Genomic DNA, 17,562 nt, shown 5'->3' on the forward strand with positions numbered 1-17,562 from the left:
CGCTCACTCAAGGGGCTCTCCGTCCGGCAGCTCGGGCACCGGCATCTCCGGTCCGGGCAGCTGATCTTTTTCGGTCCACGTCTTGAGGACGGTCCACGCGACGGCGGTGATCGGAACGGCAAGCAGCGCGCCGACGATTCCGGCGAGGATGGTGCCGGCGGCCAGGACGAGAAGGATGGCGAGCCCGTGGATGCTGAGCACCTTGCCCATCAGGACCGGCTGCAGGAAGTGGTGTTCGAGCTGGTTCACCGCGATGACGATGGCGAGGACGATCAGCGCCTGGATGGGACCGTTGGAGACCAGCGCGACGGCGATCGCCAGGGTGCCTGCGACTGTGGCACCGACGATGGGGATGAATCCGCCCATGAAGATGAACACACCCAGCGGGAGGGCCAGCGGAACTCCCATAACGGCGAGGGCGATCCCGACGGTGAGGCCGTCGATTGCGGCGACGATGGCAGTGCCGCGGACGTACCCGCCCAGGACGGCGGTGCTGCGGTCCGCGGCCAGGCGTGCCCTGGCGCGGTGGTCCGCGGGAAGGAAGCCGATGAGAAAGGTCCGGATCTCAAGGCCGTCCTTGAGGAAGAAGAACAAGGTCACGACCATCAGTAACGCGCCGGTGAAGATTTCCCCCACGGTCCGTGCCCCGGTGAGGGCTTCTGCGCCGAAGGTGCTGGACGTGAGGAACACCCGGGCAGAGTCGATGGCTGCGGTGATCTGTCGGTCGGTGACGGGGACCGGCCCGTTATTCAGGAAGGCATGCAGTTGGTCAATCCCCGCAGCGGCGCGGGCCGAGAGCTCTGCCCACTGGTTGTTCACCAGGAAAACGATGCCCGTGATGATGCCTCCGACGACTGCGAGGATGGCCACGAAGGAGGCAACGACGGCGAGGGCGCGCGGCCAGGCATGCCCGGTGAGCCAGCGGACGAGCGGGGAAATCGCTGCAGCCAGGATGACGGCGATCAGGACCGGGATGATGACAAGCGGGATGCGCGTGGCCGCCCAAATGATCGCGTAGGCAAGGGCAGCCACCGCCAGGGCCTGGACGGCGCGGATGCTCGCGCGGCCGAGTCCGTCTGACCAGATGGCCGGCAAGCCGGTGCGGGGTTCGGTCATAGGGCTCTCTCTGCGGTTGGGAACGGTGCCTAGTTCCAGTGGAGAGGCTCCGGCCTGGACTTCCGCCACGCGCGGTAGAAGCTGGCGCGGGCCTCCTCGCCGCGCTGCTGCTCCAGCGCGTGCAGGCGCCCATAGCTGAATGCGTTGCCCCCGCCCGCCGCGGTCTGGGCCGCCAGCAGTCGAAGGGTTTCCCGGGTTACGACGCTGTCCTGGAGGTCCCCGAGGATCTCCTGGATCCCCTCCGCGGTTTGAGCAAGAGACGTTGCCTGCTTGCTGAAAATCGGGGCTGCCGCTTCGGCGGCATAGCGCAAGCGCTTGGCGCATTTCCGGACTTCATGCAGCGCGGCATCCTCCGGCGCCGTTCCCGTCGCGCTGATCGCGGCGCGAACGGCTTTCTTCAACCGTTTGCGTTCAGCCAAGACAAGAAGGCCAATTGTCCGCCGTGCATCCCGGCTTGCAGCGTCCGTGAGGGGCGGTCCGGCAATCAGGGCATCGAGGGAATCGAGGAGGCGGAAGTAGCGGTCGCTGTCCAGCGCCGCTAACCCTGCAGCATGGGCCTGGCGATAGGTGGCGCCAAGGTTCTCCTCGATCTGCTGCGCAACCGGACCCATCAACAGCTCAGCGGGCTCGGCACTCATCAGGTCCTTCAGTCTGGCCCGCATGACTTCGGTGTCCCGCGCCTCACCAACAGCGCCGGCCAGCCACTGGAGCTCTGCCCTTAGGAACCGGGGCGTCGTGGCGTCCATGAGCTTCCGGAACGACGCCAGCGCCGACCGCAACCGGCGCGCGGCCACCCGCAGCTGATGCACGGCATCCGGCTCGTCAGTGCGGACACCCGGATCGTGCTCCTTGAGGGCCTGAACCTGTTGGGCCAGGTACAACAGCAGGACGTCCGACGCCGGCCCGTGCCGGCGCGGGTCGGGCACCGCTGCGGGACTCACAGGTATGTTAGAACCGAGCGCCCTGGCCAGCTTGGACGGCAGGGCGGCCACGGGGACTCCGTCCGCGGCGAGCACATCATCCGCGTCGGCCAGCAGCTGTCTGGTGCCGTCGACGAGTTCAATTTCCCATTCCCGCCACCGCGACCGTTCCGCGGGGGTCAGGAAGGTTTGCGCCTCCACCCGGTCGTCGCTGAACGAGGCCAGGACCGTGCCTTGGGGGGAATACAGGGGAATCGAGTTCCGCCGTGTCTTGAGCCGTGCGACCGGCACCAGCCCGTGACTCCGGGCATGGACCTGCACCAACTGACGCAGACGCTCCGGGACCGGACCCTGATCGCTTCCAAGCGGCTCGGTGATTTCACGGCGCCCCTCCGCGGCGAGCGGGAGCTTCAGGTGCCACCCCGCATCCTGGCCGCCGGTGCGCCGCCGCAGGGTGATTCGCTGAGCGGCCAGTGCCAGTTCTTCGGTGTCGAAATAGACAGCGTCCAGCTCCTCGATGGCGGCCTCGCCCACGCGGCCTACTCCCGGAAGAGCGGCCAGCTGCGGAAGGGCAGCAGATTCCGCCGGGCTGTACTTGTGTTCCACCTCGGTTACGTCGGCGGCCATGATTCATTGTAGGAACGAACACGTGCGTCCGGCCTGTGCCCAAAGGCCCTTATCGCAGGAGAGTGACCGGGAAACCCGGTAAACGAGTCGGGCGGCCATCCTGTGGAGCACGGCCATTCAGAAGGCACGCAGATCCCGGCGGCATGCGGTAAGAAAATAGTCTTGCCCGGCTATGGAGCGGCGAGTAGCCTTCGGCGCAGTGGGCCTGCGGACCGCTGGCCCCCTAGGAGAGGATGCGCCATGCCAACCATAATCGGCCACCACGACATCAAGGACAAGGATCACTGGCTTGCCTCACCCAAACGCGAAGAGGTGTTCGGCCCTCTTGGCGTCACCAACATCCGCACGTTCGTCGACCCGCAGAACCCCAAGCATGTTGCGGTAATGATGGACGTTCCTGACTTGGACGCATTCAAGGCTGCGATGCAAAGCGAAGCAATGGGCGAGGCGATGGCCTACGACGGCGTACTGCCCGAGACCCTGGTCATCCTCGTCGAGGACAAGGCTTAGCTTCACCGGGGACAACCGGGTGCACTCGGACGTGGCGAAGCTCCGACCAAATAGCGGTTGACCGGAGCTTCGGGACCATTATGGGCACCCGTTCCTGTGTGTAGGCCGGGAAATACCTGACCTACTGGTTGAGCAGATCACTCATCAGTGGCGCAATGGAGTGCACTCCGGACCGTACCCAGGAGGGACAGGAAGCGCTCATTGGCCGGCAGGTCATCGATCAGGACGACGCCCTCGGGCCCGGCCAGCGGGATGCGCCAGTTCGGATACTCGGTGCTGGTGCCCGGCTGGTTCTGGGTCCGCGACTCCCCCACGGCGTCCACGAGCGCCACGCCCAGCAGCGCGGACGGTGCCAGCGCCGTGTAGGCATAGAGCGCCTCGACCGTCGTCCGGACATCCGTGCCGCCTTCCGGCAGCAATCCGCGGGCCCGGACCTGCGCCAGGACGGCCTCCTGCTCGGCCGCTGCCTCGGCGCGTTCCTCATCCACGGGGCGCCCCAACAGCCCCAGCGATTCCCGCAAGGTGACGTGCTCACCGGCGAGGTAGCCCGCCGTAGGGGGAAGATCGTGCGTGTTCACGCTCGTCAGGCATTGCTGGCGGTAGTGTTCCGGCGGGATGGGGCCATTCGCGTCATGTTCGAACCAGAGGATCGAGGTGCCGAGGATCCCCCGTTCGGCCAGATAGTCACGGACCCAGGGTTCGAACACGCCCAGGTCCTCACCGATCACGATCGCCCCGGCGCGTTGAGCCTCCAGCGCGAGGATACCGATGAGGGCTTCGTGGTCGTAATAGACGTAGGTGCCGTTGCCCGGGCCGGCGCCCTCGGGGATCCACCAGAGCCGGAACAAGCCCAGGATGTGGTCCACGCGGATGCCTCCGGCGTGCCGCAGCACAGTCCGGAGCATGTCGCGGTAGGCGGCGTACCCGGATTCGGCGAGCCTGCCCGGATGCCACGGCGGCTGCGACCAGTTCTGGCCCTGCTGGTTGAACATGTCCGGCGGTGCGCCCACGCTCACGCCCCGGGCCAGGACACCGGCCAGGGTCCAGGCGTCGGCGCCGCCAGGTTTCACGCCGACCGCGAGGTCATGGACTATGCCGATCTCCATGCCTGCCTGATGCGCCGAGCGCTGTGCCGCCTCGAGCTGCTGGTCGCAGAGCCACTGGAGCCAGCGGTGGAAATCCATCCGGGCGGCGAGCGTTGAACGCTGCTCGGCACAGTACGGTGAATCCGGGTGTGCCGCCGCCCCGGCCCACTCCGGCGCCGACGGCGGCAGTTGTTCGGCGAGCGCACACCACAGCGCGAAGTCCTCGAGTCCCTGTCCTTGCTCGGCGCAGAAGTCGGCGAACTGCCGGTTGCGGGCTGGTCCCCGGCGGACCGCATAAACGAGTTCCAGGGCGGCCAGCTTCGCCGCGTAGGCGGCGTTGCGGTCCAGGAGGTCCCGGGACTGGTTGGCTGCCTGCAGGCTCGCGGCCAGGCGCGCTACCTCGGCCCGGCCGGGTGCGTCCAGATAACCGTATTCCGGGATTTCCTCGACCCGCAGGTAGAGGGGATTGAAAAAGCGCCGTGTGGTGGGCAGGTACGGGGAGTCTTCCACAGGCGGTACCGGTTCGGCGGCGTGCAGCGGATTGACCAGGACAAAGCCGGCCCCCTGCTCACCTGCGACGACGGCGAGGTCGGTGAGGTCTGCAAAGTCGCCAATCCCCCACGACCGGGCGGACCGCACGGAGTAGAGCTGGGCCGTCAACCCCCAGGAGCGACGTCCGGCGAGCCGGGCCGAGGTCCGGAGCCGGCCGGGCGTCACGATCAGCGGACACTGGGCCAGCGTGCCGTCGGCGTCCGCCCTCAGGGTATGCCAGCCGAGGCCAATGTGGCCGGGGACGGCAAAGGTCGCACGGCCGGTGAGGACGCCGTCGACGTCGACCGGCTGTTCCCAGTTCTCCTGCTGGGCGGCCTCGTGCCTGCTGCCGTCCTCGGCGTCGATCCAGACGCGGACGCGGCTTCCGTGCGGCACGTGGACATCGACGTGGACATCGCGTCCCTCCCCCGGCACCCCCTCCCTGAGTACAACGACCGGCGGGAGGATGCGCCGCCACGGCGCGAGCCGGGACTCCGCCAGCGAGCGTTGCTGCTCCGCAATCCCGTTGGCCGGGACTCCCAAGGCTCCCAGGACGTCCCGGAGCGTGTCCGCGGCCACGGAACGCTCTATGCCGTCCCAGCCCCAGTACGTCGTGCCGACGCCATGGGCCGCGGCAAGTTCGCGCAGGAGCGCGTCTGTGGTGTCGGTGTGCCCGGGAAGCACGGAGTCGTCGGGGTTCTCGTGGTGCGTACGGTCCGCCATGCGCCCACTCTAGACGCTGCCCCCGCGGCCCGCGCCCCCTCCATGGATGTGGGATTCACCTACTAGTTCTTCGAGCCCCTCGACGGCGGCCGCCAGCGACAGGTCCGGGTGCTCCACAAGGAACGGCAGCAGGAGACGATTCTCCTTCTCCAGGTGCACGGCGAAGAGGCCCCTCAGGGTGCCGGCCGCGACGGCGGCGTCCACGCCACCGGCTCCGCGCAATTGGTCGATCGCTCCAGCTATCGCCTGATGCTCGGCCAGCAGGGCCGCGACGAGCAGCCGGGCCTCCGGCGTGCCTTCCGCTCCCCCGTACAGCGGGCCCTCCTCGGCGACCGCATGCGGGAGGAGGTCGGTTTCGCACCACTCCACGAGGACCTCGTGGGCATCGTGCTCGGCGACGGCCTTGCCCGCCGTCACGGCGTGGATGAGAGCGTCGGTCAGGGCGACGAGGCGCTTGAGCATCGCCGTGTGATGGCTTTCGACCGCCTCGAGGGCACGGACTTCATCGGCCGCGTCCCCGGGCAGCGTGTTCCGCGGCGTTGCGGCCGCGGCGTCCGGATTGTCCATAGTGACTCCTGGCTGGGCAGGATTGATGGTCGGATTCCACCTTACGGACACGGATCTCCGTGCGGACGGGTCTTTCGGCCCGTTCGTCCGCCCCGCCGCGTGTGTAATGCACGGCCGCACCCGGCCTTGACCCGGATCCGTTTCGACGCCGTCGCAGCGTCCGCGCTAGCCTTGCACCCTATGGTTGACGACGAACGGTACAGGATCCCTCAGCACGCCTCGGGCAGGCCATGACCCGGTTTCTCGTGGCCGGGGAACCGAACCTGGCCCAGACATGGTGGGAGCGGATCGTGGCCGGATTCGCCCACGCCCCCAGCCCGCACGTGACCAGCACCGAGCTCGCCGTGGTGATCCTGCTGACCGTGGCCGTGTCCCTGCCCCGCCTCACCTGGCGCTACTTCGGACTGCTCGCCACGGTGACCCACGAACTCGGCCATGCCTTTGCCGCCCTCACCACCGGACAGCGGCTCGGCGGTATCCGTCTGGGCCTGGATCACTCCGGCACCACCACGACGTTCAGCAGGAGCCGTGCCTCCGCAGCCTGGTCCACCTTCTGGGGCTACCCCGTGCCCGCGGTCGTTGGCGCCGTGATGGTCTGGTGCGGTTTCAACGGCTGGGGACCTGCGGCGATGTCCGTGGGAACCGTGATCCTCCTGGCGTCCTTCCTGTTCCTCCGCAACGGCACGGGCCTGCTCATCACCGCCGCCGCCGTGCTGGCCGCGGCGCTCCTGGTGCTGTTTGTGCCGCCGGTGTTCAACGGGCACGTCATGATCGTGCTGGGCCTGGCGCTCCTGGTCGCCGCCGTCAGGGACCTCGTTAAACTGGCAAACGTCCATCTCCGGCACCGTGACAGGCTCACGACGTCGGACGCCTATCTGCTGGCCCGGGCCACCTCGGTCCCTGCCGCGGTGTGGATTACCCTCTTCGCGGCCGTGGTGGCCGTCGCCTGGTGGTTTGCGTGGCAGCCGATGGCGCCGGTGTTCACGGCCTTGTTCGGACACGTCATTTCCCCGCCGTAGGCTGGGACCATGAGCCAGACTACCCACACCGACGACCCCGGATTCAGCACCAAAGGCGCGTACGTGACCGGCGGCGCGGAATTCACCCGCGACACCAACTACATCGAGGACCGGATCACCCGGGACGGAGCCCCCGGCCGCAACGGCGAACCCGGCTGGCCCGTCGAGCCTGGGCGTTACCGGCTCATCGCAGCACGTGCCTGCCCGTGGGCCAACCGCACGGTCATCGTGCGCCGGCTCCTGGGCCTGGAGGACGTCATCTCGCTCGGCCAGCCCGGCCCCACCCACGATGCCCGGTCCTGGACCTTTGACCTCGACCCGGACCGCAAGGATCCGGTCCTCGGGATCGAACGCATCCAGGACGCCTACTTCCGCCGCTTCCCCGGCTACCCCCGCGGGATCACGGTCCCGGCGATCGTGGACGTCCCCACCGGGCAGGTCGTGACCAACAACTTCCCCCAGATCACCCTCGACTTCTCCACGGAATGGGCGCAGTACCACCGCCCCGGCGCACCGGAGCTATACCCGGAACATCTGCGGGAAGAAATGGACGCCGTCAACAAGCGCGTCTTCACGGAAGTGAACAACGGCGTCTACCGGTGCGGCTTTGCCGGTTCCCAGGAAGCCTACGACGCCGCCTACGACCGGCTATGGACGGCCCTCGACTGGCTTGAGGAGCGCCTTGGCGGGCAACGGTACCTCGTGGGCGACACCATCACCGAGGCAGACGTCCGGCTCTTCACGACCCTGGCGCGCTTCGACGCCGTGTACCACGGGCACTTCAAGTGCAACCGGCAGAAGCTCAGCGAGATGCCGGTGCTGTGGGCCTACGCCCGTGACCTCTTCCAGACCCCCGGCTTCGGGGACACCACCGACTTCGTGCAGATCAAACAGCACTACTACATCGTCCACGAGGACATCAACCCCACCGGCGTTGTCCCGCGCGGACCGGAGCTGGGCAACTGGCTCTCCGCCCACGGCCGCGAAGCACTGGGCGGCCGGCCGTTCGGCGACGGCACGCCGCCCGGACCGGTGCGCCCCGGAGAAGAGGTCACCCCGGGACACGGCGCAGCCTGACCGGAAAACACTGTCCTGCCGGGGTTCGTCCATTTGTCGCAGCAACATCTCCAGCCTAGGGTGAGCCGGGATGACTACGACAGACGAGGCAACGCACACCGGAGGCCCCTCCGTGTTCCGGCGGCTCTGGCGGATCGTGGCCGGCAACGTGTCCTCGGCGCTGCTGTGGCCACGGCTGCAGCTGGCCATGAAGGCAGGACTGGCCGCGGGCGTGGCCTTTGCCATCGCCCCGCTGATGCCCGGCTCCGCGGCCGACTACCCCTATTACGCTCCGCTGGGCGCCCTGGTGGCGATGTACGAGAACGTCGCCGGCTCCATGAAGCAGGGAGTGCAGACGCTCGCGGGGCTGGCGATAGGGATTGGACTGGCCTTTGTGCTTTTCATCCTCGGCAGCCCCTCACCGCTGACAGTCGGGATCGTGATGGCCTTTGGTGTTGTCCTGGCCGGACTTCCGAAGATCGGCGCAGGCCGGGACTGGATCCCGACGGCGGCGCTTCTGGTCCTGCTCGTGGGCGGCCACAACCCGGACACGTTCTCCTTCGGGTACCTCTTCCAGATGGGCGTCGGAGTCACGGTGGGCATCATTGTGAACCTGCTGGTCTTCCCGCCCCTGCACTTCCGGGCCGCCGAGCTCAGCATCGCGGAACTTCGCCTGGCACTCGCCCAGCAGCTCCGGGACATGGCGACGGCGCTCAAGGAGAGCTGGCCGCCGGAACACGAGGACTGGTCCAAGCGGTCCGACTCGCTCGAAGCCTCCGCGCGCTCCGTACGGCTGGCCGTGGAGAAGGCGGACGCCAGCCGGCGGGCGAATCCCCGGCGCCGGCTCCACCCTCGTGACATCGAACTGGATTACCGCAACCTGCGGGATCTTGAGCGGGTGACCTTCCACGTCCAGGACGTGACGCAGGTGCTGTCCGATGTCATCTGGGCCAAGGACACACCCTTTGTGGTGCCGGATGAATATACCGAGCCGCTTGCCGACGCCATGTCCGCCGTGGCTGACATCCTGCGCTCGATCGAGGAGGAGAACCCCGAAGAGCAGTCGGAGCGGATTGAAGCGGCCGACTCTGCCGTCAAGGCGCTGACGGGACGGATCGGCGCCGAGGAAACGTCCACCGACGCCCCCAGCGCAGTCGAGTCGATCCTGATGAGCCTGCACCGGATGCTGCGGGTCGTGAAGTCCTCCGCGGCCAGCGACTGACACACGGATACTCCGGCCAAACGCCCGGACCATGACGGCGGCGTCCGTCCCCGTGCGGGGGGCGGGCGCCGCCGTCATTCCTGGCCGGCTACCGGCTAGGACAGCGCCGCGACCGAGCCGCTGAAGTGCCGCCGCCCGGACAACGGGTTCCACGCCACATAGTCGGAGCGCTCCCATGCCCCGCCGCCGGCCTGAACGGTGCTGATCTCCAGCGCCACGCGGGCCGGCAGGAAGACCGGCGCCTCGAAGGCCACCTCCCAGCTGAACGAGTCCCCCTTGACGGCACCGACGTCCGCCAGCGCCCGCGACGCGAGGTACATGCCATGGGCGAGGGACCGGCGCAGCCCCATGGCCTTGGCCGTCAGGACGCTTAGGTGAATGGGATTGAAGTCGCCGGACACGGCCGCGTAGGCGCGCCCGGTGTCGACGCCCAACTGCCAGATCGCCGTCGGATCCGGTGCCGAGAACGGCGGCGGCGTTACCGGCACCGACGGCTTGTCGATCCCGGGCAGGAACACGCCCTTGGCCAGGTACGTCGAGACACCGCGCCAGCGGACTTCCGCTTGCCCGGCGGCCCGGACCTCCGCCACGACATCAAGCTGGGTGCCGGCCCTGTGTCCACGCAGGTTGTCCACCCGGGCACGGATGTCCAGAGCCTCGGTGAACAGCACCGGCGCGGACTGCACCACCGTGTTGCTCAGGTGGATCATGCCCAGCAGCGGCAACGGAAAGTCGTCCCGGTTCATCACGCTCATGGCCAGCGGAAACGCCAGCGCATGGATGAACCCGGCGGGCAGGACATCGCTCGCGGTCTCACCGATCAGGTGCTGGTAGGCGGTCAGGTTGGTGACGTCGGCCCGCACGCCGCGGACTTCGTGGGTGTAAGGCGGCAGTTCGGTGCCGCCGTGGGTGCCCAGGACCCGCCGCCGCGCCGCGGTGGCCGCCGCGTTGACGTAGAGCTTGGACAGGGCCGGCATCTCCCCAAGGATGACGGTCTGGGAACTGCTCATGCGCCGACCAAATTCTGCCCGCAGACGCGCAGCACCTCTCCGGAAATCCCGCCGGCGGCGTCGCTGGCAAGGAACGCGATGGCCTCGGCGACGTCCCCCGGCCGACCGCCCTGCTGCAGGGAATTGAGCCGGCGCGCGATTTCGCGGGTGGCGAAGGGGATCCGCGCGGTCATCTCCGTTTCGATGAAGCCGGGAGCGACGGCGTTGATGGACCCGCCGCGCTCGCCGATGAGCGGCACCGTGGCGCGGACCATGCCGATCACGCCGCCCTTGGACGCGGCATAGTTGGTCTGGCCGCGGTTTCCGGCGATCCCGCTTGTGGAGGCCACGGAGACGATCCGCGGCGAGTCGCGGAAGTGCTCCGAGGCCAGGAGGGCGTCATTGATCCGCAACTGCGCGGCGATGTTGACCGCGATGACGGAGTTCCAGCGGCCCGCATCCATATTGGCCAGGAGCTTGTCACGGGTGATTCCGGCGTTGTGGATCACGATGTCCAGCCGGCCGTGGCGTGCCACGGCGTGGTCAATGATCCGCTGGCCGGCGTCGCTGCGGCTGATATCCAGCTGCAGGGCCGTGCCGTGGACCTCGTTGGCCACGGCCGCGAGATGGTCGCCCGCAGCCGGGATGTCGACGAGGATGAGCGTGGCGCCGTCGCGGTACAGGGTGCGGGCGATCGCTGCCCCGATGCCCCGGGCGGCGCCCGTCACCACTGCCACCTTGCCGGCCAGCGGCTTCTCGACGTCATCGGGCAGCTGCCCCGCACCGGAGGTGACGGTCAGGAACTGCCCGTCCACGAACGCCGAGCGGCCGGACAGGAAGAACCGCAACGCCCCCAGCGTCCCGGGGCTGGTGGTGTCGGCACCGGCGGCGAGCAGGATGCCGTTCCCTGTGGCGCCCGCGCGCAGTTCCTTCGCCAGCGACCGCAAGAGACCGTCCACGCCGTGCCGGGCCGCCGCCGTCGCCGGCTCCACCGCGGAGTCCGCCGTACGGGACACTGTGATGACACGGGCATTCGGGGCCAGGTCGCGCAGCGAGGTGGCCGCCGTGAGGACCGGGTGCTCCAGGTCCTCGGGACGGGCCAACTCGTCCAGCACCAGGATGATGGCTCCGAGCTTCTCCTTCGGGATCGCGTGGCGCCGGACGTCGAGGTTCCAAGCCAGGAGGGCCGCGGCCAGGCTGTCGGCGCCGCTGGTGGAGCCCTGAACCAGGACCGGCCCCTCGATCAGGGGGGCACCGGGCCGGTACCGCCGGAGGGCCACCGGCTGCGGGAGCCCGAGCCGCTTGGCAATGTCCCGGCCGGGTCCGTGGCTGACGAACCGGGTGTATGTGTCGGTCATCGGGTTCCCCTTAGAGTGCTTCGAGAATTGCGACGACGCCCTGGCCGCCGGCGGCGCAGATGGACACAAGCCCGCGCGCCGGGCGGCCGTCGGCCTGGCCCTTGGCATGCAGCATCTTGGCCAGCGACGCCACGATCCGGCCGCCCGTGGCGGCGAACGGGTGCCCGGCAGCCAGCGAAGAGCCGTTGACGTTCAGTTTGGACCGGTCAATGCTGCCGAAGGCGCCGTCCAGGCCCAGGCGGGTGCGGCCGAATTCCTCGTCCTCCCACGCGGCAAGGGTGCTCAGCACCGTCCCGGCGAAGGCCTCGTGGATCTCGAAGAAGTCGAAGTCCTCAAGGGTGAGGTTGTGGCGTGCGAGCAGCCGCGGCACCGCGAAGGCCGGTGCCATGAGCAGCCCGTCCTTGCCATGGACAAAGTCCACGGCGGCCGCTTCGCCGTCAACCACGGCGGCGAGCTTGGGGAGGTCGTGGGCATCGGCCCATTCCTCGGAGGCGAGCAGCACGGTGGAGGCGCCGTCCGTCAGCGGGGTGGAATTGCCGGCCGTCATCGTCGCCTCGGCGCCAAGGTTCTTGCCGAAGACCGGCTTGAGCGTCGCCAGTTTCTCCAGGCTCGTGTCGGCCCGCAGATTGGAGTCGCGGCTCAGGCCCCGGTAGGGCGTCAAGAGGTCGTCGAAGAAGCCGGCGTCGTAGGCCGCGGCAAGATTCTTGTGGCTGTTGAAGGCGAGCTCGTCCTGGGCCTCCCGGGTGATCTTCCACTGCGCGGTGGTCAGCGCCTGGTGCTCGCCCATTGACAGCCCGGTGCGCGGCTCCCCCGTGTTCGGGGCATCGGGGGCCAGGTCCTTGGGCCGGAGCCGGCTGAGGACCTGCAGCTTCCGGGATACCGTCTTCGCCCGATTCAGGTCCAGGAGCACCTCGCGGAGCCCTTCGCTGACGGCGATGGGGGCATCCGAGGCCGAGTCGACGCCGCCGGCGATCGCCGACTCGATCTGGCCCAGCTTGATCTTGTTGGCCAGGCCGAGGACTGTCTCCAGGCCGGTGGCGCATGCCTGCTGGAGGTCATACGCGGGGGTCTCGGCGGAGAGGGCCGAGCCGAGGACTGCTTCCCGGGTGAGGTTGAAGTCGCGGGAGTGCTTAAGGACGGCTCCGGCGGCGACTTCCCCGATCCGCTCATCCTGGAGGCCAAAGCGGGCGATGAGTCCGTCCAGGGCGGCGGTGAGCATGTCCTGGTTGGAGGACTTGGTGTAGGCGCCGCCGGTCCGGGCAAACGGTATGCGGTTGCCGCCCACAACCACGGCTTTGCGGAGCTGCGTGGCGGCGGTCGGTTCCTGCGGGCCGGGTACTGACTGTCCGTTGACGGACATGGGCTGTCTCCTTCGATCAAAGCGGTTACCGATACCCAGCGTACCTGATACGCTGGGTATCGTGAACATCCCCCACGCTAGTCCGCCGGACGCCACCACGGCCAGCGGCAAGGCCGCCGCCAGGGGCGCCGGCCCCCGGCCCAGCACCCCGCCAAACACCCCGTCAAGCGGCGCGTCGGGCGCCCCCTCCGGCACCCCCGGTGGGCCGTCCGGCGTCGACGGCCGTTCCTCGCGGTGGCAGTCCCACCGCGAGGAACGGCGGCGGGAGCTCATCAAGTCAGCCCGGAAGGCGGTGCACGCCCTGGGCAGCGACGCTTCCATGGAAGACATCGCCGTAGCCGCGGGAACGTCAAAGTCCGTGTTCTACCGCTATTTTGGTGACAAAGCCGGTCTCCAGCAGGCCGTGGGCGAGGTGGTGCTGGGCCAGATGCAGCGCCGGATCCAGGAGGCCGCCCAGAGCGCCCAGACACCGCGCGAGGGCCTGTTCGCCATGGTCTCGGCCTACCTGCAGATGGCCGAGACCAGCCCGAACGTCTATACGTTCGTGACGCGCCACGGCCACGGCGACGCAGACACGGCGGGTCCGTCCGTCTCCACCGCCGGGGCGCTGAGCCACTTCTTCGCCGCCATCAGCGACATGATCGCCCGGCCCATGCGCAGCCACCTGGGCGGCGGCCAGGACAAGGAAGCCGTGATCGGCTACTGGCCCAACGCCGCGATCGGGCTGGTGCGGAACGCCGGAGAGCAGTGGCTCGCCAGCCCGCCGGGACCCGCCAAGCCGGACCAGGAGGCCATGGCACGGCAGATTACGGACTGGCTCTGCTTCGGGATCGCTCCCGAACTGCAGACGCCGCCCCCGGCGGGGGCGGACCCTGTGCCGGACCGCGGCACCTCGTAGCACCGACACCCGGGCCCCCGGCCCCGCAGCCGAGACCCCGGACCTGAGGCCTTAGCACTGAATTGTCAGAACCAAAGAAGGAATCGACATGACTGAACTCGCCGACCGTACCGCCGGCACCGAGCCCGGACGCAGCACAACACCGGCAGCCGGCCGGCCCGGCGCTCCGGAGCAGCCCGCCGTCGACGTCGCAGCCCTTGGCGAGCAACTGTTGGGCAAATGGGCCGACGTTCGCCGGCACGCCCGCGCGGTGTCCGGCCAACCGGAACTGCACAAGATCGAAGGCCTGACCCACACCGAACACCGCCGGCGTGCCTTCGGGCAGCTGGAGCACCTCGTGCGCCACGAAGCCGTCCACCGGGCCTTCCCGTCCGCGCTTGGCGGCAACGATGACCATGGCGGCAACATTGCAGGCTTCGAGGAACTGGTCACCGCCGATCCTTCCCTGCAGATCAAGGCCGGCGTGCAGTGGGGCCTCTTCGGTTCCGCCGTGATGCACCTGGGCACCGAGGACCACCACCGCAAGTGGCTGCCGGGCATCATGAGCCTGGCAATTCCCGGCTGTTTTGCCATGACCGAGACCGGGCACGGCTCGGACGTCGCCAGCATCGCCACCACGGCCACCTACGACCCGGCCGCCGAGGAATTCGTGATCCACACGCCGTTCCGGGCCGCGTGGAAGGATTACATCGGCAACGCCGCGATCGACGGCCTGGGCGCGGTCGTCTTCGCCCAGCTCCTGACCAAGGGCGTCAACCACGGCGTGCACGCCTTCTACCTGGATCTGCGCGACCCCGACACCAAGGAATTCCTGCCCGGGATCGGCGGCGAGGACGACGGCGTCAAGGGCGGCCTGAACGGCATCGACAACGGCCGGCTCCACTTCGCGAACGTCCGCATCCCGCGCACCAACCTGCTCAACCGCTACGGCGACGTCGATGCCGAGGGCAACTACACCTCCCCCATCGCCAGCCCGGGCCGGCGTTTCTTCACCATGCTCGGCACCCTCGTCCAGGGCAGGGTCTCGCTCGACGGTGCCGCCGTGGCCGCCTCCAAGCTCGCGTTGAAGACCGCCATCCAGTACGCCACCGAGCGCCGGCAGTTCAACGCCTCCTCCCAGACCGACGAGGAGGTCCTGCTGGACTACCAGCGGCACCAGCGCAGGCTCTTCACCCGGCTCGCCACCACTTACGCGGCCAGCTTCGCGCACGAGCAGCTGCTCGAGAAGTTCGACGACGTTTTCTCCGGCCGGCACGACACCGACGAGGACCGGCAGGACCTCGAGACCCTGGCCGCGGCGCTCAAGCCGCTCAGCACCTGGCATGCCCTGGACACGCTGCAGGAATGCCGCGAGGCCTGCGGCGGTGCCGGCTTCCTGATCGAGAACCGCTTCGCGTCGCTCCGCGCGGACCTGGATGTCTATGTGACCTTCGAAGGCGACAACACGGTCCTGCTGCAGCTCGTCGCCAAGCGCCTGCTCGCGGACTACGCCAAGGAGTTCCGCAACGCCAACGTCGGTGTCCTGGCCCGCTACGTCGTGTCCCAGGCGACGGGCACTGCGCTGCACCGCAGCGGCCTGCGCCAGGTGGCCCAGTTCATGGCCGATTCCGGCTCCGTGCAGAAGGCCGCGATCGCCATCCGCGACGAATCAAGCCAGCGCGCCCTCCTGACCGACCGGGTCCAGACCATGGTCGCGCAGGTCGGCGCGGCGCTCAAGGGGGCCAACAGGCTCCCGCAGCGGCAGGGCGCCGCCCTGTTCAACGCACACCAGCACGAGCTCATCGAAGCCGCACAGGCGCACGCCGAGCTGCTGCAGTGGGAGGCCTTTACCGAAGCCCTCGGCAACGTCACCGACCCCGGTACGCACAAGGTCCTGACCTGGCTGCGTGATCTCTTCGGCCTGTCGCTCATCGAGAAGAACCTGTCCTGGTACCTGATGAACGGCCGGTTGTCGATGCAGCGCGGGCGCGCCGTGGGCGAGTACATCAACCGGCTCCTCGTGAAGATCCGGCCGCACGCCGTCGACCTTGTGGACGCGTTCGGCTACGGACCTGAGCATCTCCGCGCGGAAATCTCGACCGGGGCGGAAAAGATCCGGCAGGACGAGGCCCGGGACTACTTCCGGAAGCAGCGGGCCAGCGGCCAGGCGCCCGTGGATGAGAAGATCCTGCTCGCCCGCACCACGCTGCAGTCCAAGGCCGCGCGCGCCTGAGCTTTCAGCGGCACCATCATCCGGCGAAGCCATTAACGCACGACGGCGCCGCTCCCCGTTGAGGGGCGGCGCCGTCGGGTGTTCAGCAGTCCTTGCCTGAGTCCATATCTCTGTCTGGAGGACTGCTGGTCAGGAGGCCGGGCCCGGAAGTACCGAACGGTAGACCTCCAGCGTGGTCTCTGTGATCGATTCCCAGGAGAAGTGCTCCTCCGCCCGGCGCCGGCCCGCTTCCCCCATGGCCCGGGCCCGGGCGGGATCGGACACCACGTCGGTCAAGGCGGCGGCGAACTCGGTGACAAACTTTTCCGGGTCGAGCGGGGTGCCCGTGCCGTCGGTGACCTGTTCGAGCTCCACGAGCAGCCCGGTCACGCCGTGATCGACAACCTCCGGGATACCGCCGGTGGCGCTGGCCACCACGGCGGCACCGCAGGCCATGGCTTCAAGGTTCACGATGCCCAGCGGCTCGTAGATCGACGGGCAGGCGAACGCCGTGGCGTGGCTGAGGACCTGGATGAGCTCGTTGCGGGGCAGCATCCGTTCCACCACGATCACGCCCGTTCGCTTGCTCTGCAGCTCCTCGATGAGGCGCGCGGTCTCGGCCGCCAGCTCGGGAGTATCGGCTGCGCCGAGGCACAGCACCAGCTGGACATTGGCCGGCAGTTTGGCGGCGGCACGGAGGAGGTAGGGAACGCCCTTTTGCCGGGTGTTGCGGCCGACAAACACGACGCTCGGCAGCGAGGGGTCGATCCCGAGCGCCCGGACCACGTCCTCGCCCTCGTCCCGGTTCCACAAGCTGACGTCAATGCCGTTGTGGACCACCTTGACCTTGGCCGGGTCCACCTCCGGATAGCTGCGCAGGATGTCCTGCCGCATGCCTTCCGAAACGGCGATGATGGCGGCGGCGGCCTCGTAGGCGGTCTTTTCCACCCAGGAAGACACCGCGTAGCCGCCGCCGAGCTGTTCGGCCTTCCACGGGCGCAGCGGTTCCAGGCTGTGGGCGCTGAGCACATGGGGAATGCCGTGGAGCAGGGACGCAATGTGTCCTGCCATGTTGGCGTACCAGGTGTGGGAGTGCACCAGGTCCGCGCCGGCGATGTCCGGAACGATCCTCAGATCCACCCCGAGGGTCTGGATGGCGGCGTTGGCGGAGCCCAGGTCTTCGGGCACGGAGTACGACGTGACCGTCGCTCCGTGGTACCCGGGCTCGCGGGGCGCGCCGAAGGCACGCACCTGTAGGTCCACACGTTGGGCCAGGACTCTACTGAGCTCGGCCACATGGACTCCGGCGCCGCCGTAGATTTCCGGCGGGAATTCTTTGGTCACAATGTCTATTCGCACATGCACCAAGGTAGTCGTTACGGTGGAACTG

General features: G+C 68.5%; 14 protein-coding genes. 6 read left to right on the forward strand and 8 right to left on the reverse strand.

Annotation, left to right across the window (positions count from 1 at the left end; translation table 11 throughout):
* Positions 1–3: 3 nt before the first annotated feature.
* The gene (locus tag ABD243_RS17805) at positions 4–1,116 is read right to left on the reverse strand and encodes an AI-2E family transporter (RefSeq protein ID WP_344367695.1); all 1,113 of its coding nucleotides are present in this window, start codon (positions 1,114–1,116) and stop codon (positions 4–6) included.
* A 29-nt stretch (positions 1,117–1,145) separates the two neighbouring features.
* Positions 1,146–2,663: a CYTH and CHAD domain-containing protein gene (locus ABD243_RS17810; protein WP_344367696.1), complete on the reverse strand. Its 1,518-nt coding sequence runs from the start codon at positions 2,661–2,663 to the stop codon at positions 1,146–1,148.
* 240 nt (positions 2,664–2,903) lie between these two features.
* Between ABD243_RS17810 and ABD243_RS17815 the strand changes: the two genes are divergently transcribed.
* The gene (locus ABD243_RS17815) at positions 2,904–3,173 is read left to right on the forward strand and encodes a hypothetical protein (protein WP_344367698.1); all 270 of its coding nucleotides are present in this window, start codon (positions 2,904–2,906) and stop codon (positions 3,171–3,173) included.
* 137 nt (positions 3,174–3,310) lie between these two features.
* Here the strand turns inward: ABD243_RS17815 and malQ are convergent, their stop codons facing one another.
* Complete coding sequence (gene malQ / locus ABD243_RS17820) at positions 3,311–5,512, reverse strand: 4-alpha-glucanotransferase (RefSeq protein WP_344367700.1); 2,202 nt, start codon at positions 5,510–5,512, stop codon at positions 3,311–3,313.
* 9 nt (positions 5,513–5,521) lie between these two features.
* A complete protein-coding gene (locus ABD243_RS17825; protein WP_116765693.1) occupies positions 5,522–6,079 on the reverse strand; it encodes a hemerythrin domain-containing protein in 558 nt (185 codons plus the stop codon).
* 230 nt (positions 6,080–6,309) lie between these two features.
* Between ABD243_RS17825 and ABD243_RS17830 the strand changes: the two genes are divergently transcribed.
* The 3 genes from ABD243_RS17830 to ABD243_RS17840 all read left to right on the forward strand — a co-directional run bounded on the left by ABD243_RS17830 (position 6,310) and on the right by ABD243_RS17840 (position 9,376).
* Entirely contained in the window at positions 6,310–7,098 is a 789-nt protein-coding gene (locus ABD243_RS17830) for a M50 family metallopeptidase (RefSeq protein WP_344367701.1), read from the forward strand.
* A 9-nt stretch (positions 7,099–7,107) separates the two neighbouring features.
* Positions 7,108–8,175 (forward strand): glutathione S-transferase family protein, encoded by a 1,068-nt coding sequence (locus ABD243_RS17835; protein ID WP_344367702.1) that lies wholly within the window; start codon positions 7,108–7,110, stop codon positions 8,173–8,175.
* 187 nt (positions 8,176–8,362) lie between these two features.
* Positions 8,363–9,376: an FUSC family protein gene (locus ABD243_RS17840; protein WP_425547252.1), complete on the forward strand. Its 1,014-nt coding sequence runs from the start codon at positions 8,363–8,365 to the stop codon at positions 9,374–9,376.
* Between the two features lie 95 nt (positions 9,377–9,471).
* Here ABD243_RS17840 and ABD243_RS17845 read toward each other — a convergent pair whose 3' ends face one another.
* Genes ABD243_RS17845 through ABD243_RS17855 form a run of 3 tightly spaced genes read right to left on the reverse strand, consistent with a single transcriptional unit; the run spans position 9,472 to position 13,083 of the window.
* On the reverse strand, positions 9,472–10,386 hold the full coding sequence (locus tag ABD243_RS17845) for a MaoC/PaaZ C-terminal domain-containing protein (protein ID WP_344367705.1): 915 nt from the start codon (positions 10,384–10,386) through the stop codon (positions 9,472–9,474).
* Entirely contained in the window at positions 10,383–11,723 is a 1,341-nt protein-coding gene (locus ABD243_RS17850) for a 3-oxoacyl-ACP reductase (RefSeq protein ID WP_344367706.1), read from the reverse strand. The genes ABD243_RS17845 and ABD243_RS17850 overlap by 4 nt, the downstream gene beginning before the upstream one ends.
* Before the next feature lie 10 nt (positions 11,724–11,733).
* Complete coding sequence (locus ABD243_RS17855; protein WP_344367707.1) at positions 11,734–13,083, reverse strand: acetyl-CoA C-acetyltransferase; 1,350 nt, start codon at positions 13,081–13,083, stop codon at positions 11,734–11,736.
* Positions 13,084–13,354: 271 nt separating this feature from the next.
* Here ABD243_RS17855 and ABD243_RS17860 point away from each other — a divergent pair, with 271 nt between their 5' ends.
* Both ABD243_RS17860 and ABD243_RS17865 read left to right on the forward strand, forming a co-directional pair.
* A complete protein-coding gene (locus tag ABD243_RS17860) occupies positions 13,355–13,981 on the forward strand; it encodes a TetR family transcriptional regulator (protein ID WP_425547254.1) in 627 nt (208 codons plus the stop codon).
* A gap of 88 nt (positions 13,982–14,069) precedes the next feature.
* Positions 14,070–16,193, forward strand: a complete 2,124-nt coding sequence (locus ABD243_RS17865) for an acyl-CoA dehydrogenase family protein (protein ID WP_344367709.1) — start codon at positions 14,070–14,072, stop codon at positions 16,191–16,193.
* Between the two features lie 129 nt (positions 16,194–16,322).
* On the opposite strand, the gene glgA is transcribed toward ABD243_RS17865, so the two are convergent.
* Positions 16,323–17,531, reverse strand: a complete 1,209-nt coding sequence (glgA, locus tag ABD243_RS17870) for a glycogen synthase (RefSeq protein WP_344367710.1) — start codon at positions 17,529–17,531, stop codon at positions 16,323–16,325.
* Between the last annotated feature and the right edge of the window lie 31 nt (positions 17,532–17,562).

This window comes from Arthrobacter humicola, assembly GCF_039531445.1.
GTDB classification, from domain to species: domain Bacteria; phylum Actinomycetota; class Actinomycetes; order Actinomycetales; family Micrococcaceae; genus Arthrobacter; species Arthrobacter humicola.

Coding starts and splice junctions, on each gene's coding strand:
- ABD243_RS17805 (WP_344367695.1), bottom strand. CDS start 1,116: ATGACCGAACCCCGCACCGGCTTGCCGGCCATCTGGTCAGACGGACTC.
- ABD243_RS17810 (WP_344367696.1), bottom strand. CDS start 2,663: ATGGCCGCCGACGTAACCGAGGTGGAACACAAGTACAGCCCGGCGGAA.
- ABD243_RS17815 (WP_344367698.1), top strand. CDS start 2,904: ATGCCAACCATAATCGGCCACCACGACATCAAGGACAAGGATCACTGG.
- malQ (WP_344367700.1), bottom strand. CDS start 5,512: ATGGCGGACCGTACGCACCACGAGAACCCCGACGACTCCGTGCTTCCC.
- ABD243_RS17825 (WP_116765693.1), bottom strand. CDS start 6,079: ATGGACAATCCGGACGCCGCGGCCGCAACGCCGCGGAACACGCTGCCC.
- ABD243_RS17830 (WP_344367701.1), top strand. CDS start 6,310: ATGACCCGGTTTCTCGTGGCCGGGGAACCGAACCTGGCCCAGACATGG.
- ABD243_RS17835 (WP_344367702.1), top strand. CDS start 7,108: ATGAGCCAGACTACCCACACCGACGACCCCGGATTCAGCACCAAAGGC.
- ABD243_RS17840 (WP_425547252.1), top strand. CDS start 8,363: ATGAAGGCAGGACTGGCCGCGGGCGTGGCCTTTGCCATCGCCCCGCTG.
- ABD243_RS17845 (WP_344367705.1), bottom strand. CDS start 10,386: ATGAGCAGTTCCCAGACCGTCATCCTTGGGGAGATGCCGGCCCTGTCC.
- ABD243_RS17850 (WP_344367706.1), bottom strand. CDS start 11,723: ATGACCGACACATACACCCGGTTCGTCAGCCACGGACCCGGCCGGGAC.
- ABD243_RS17855 (WP_344367707.1), bottom strand. CDS start 13,083: ATGTCCGTCAACGGACAGTCAGTACCCGGCCCGCAGGAACCGACCGCC.
- ABD243_RS17865 (WP_344367709.1), top strand. CDS start 14,070: ATGACTGAACTCGCCGACCGTACCGCCGGCACCGAGCCCGGACGCAGC.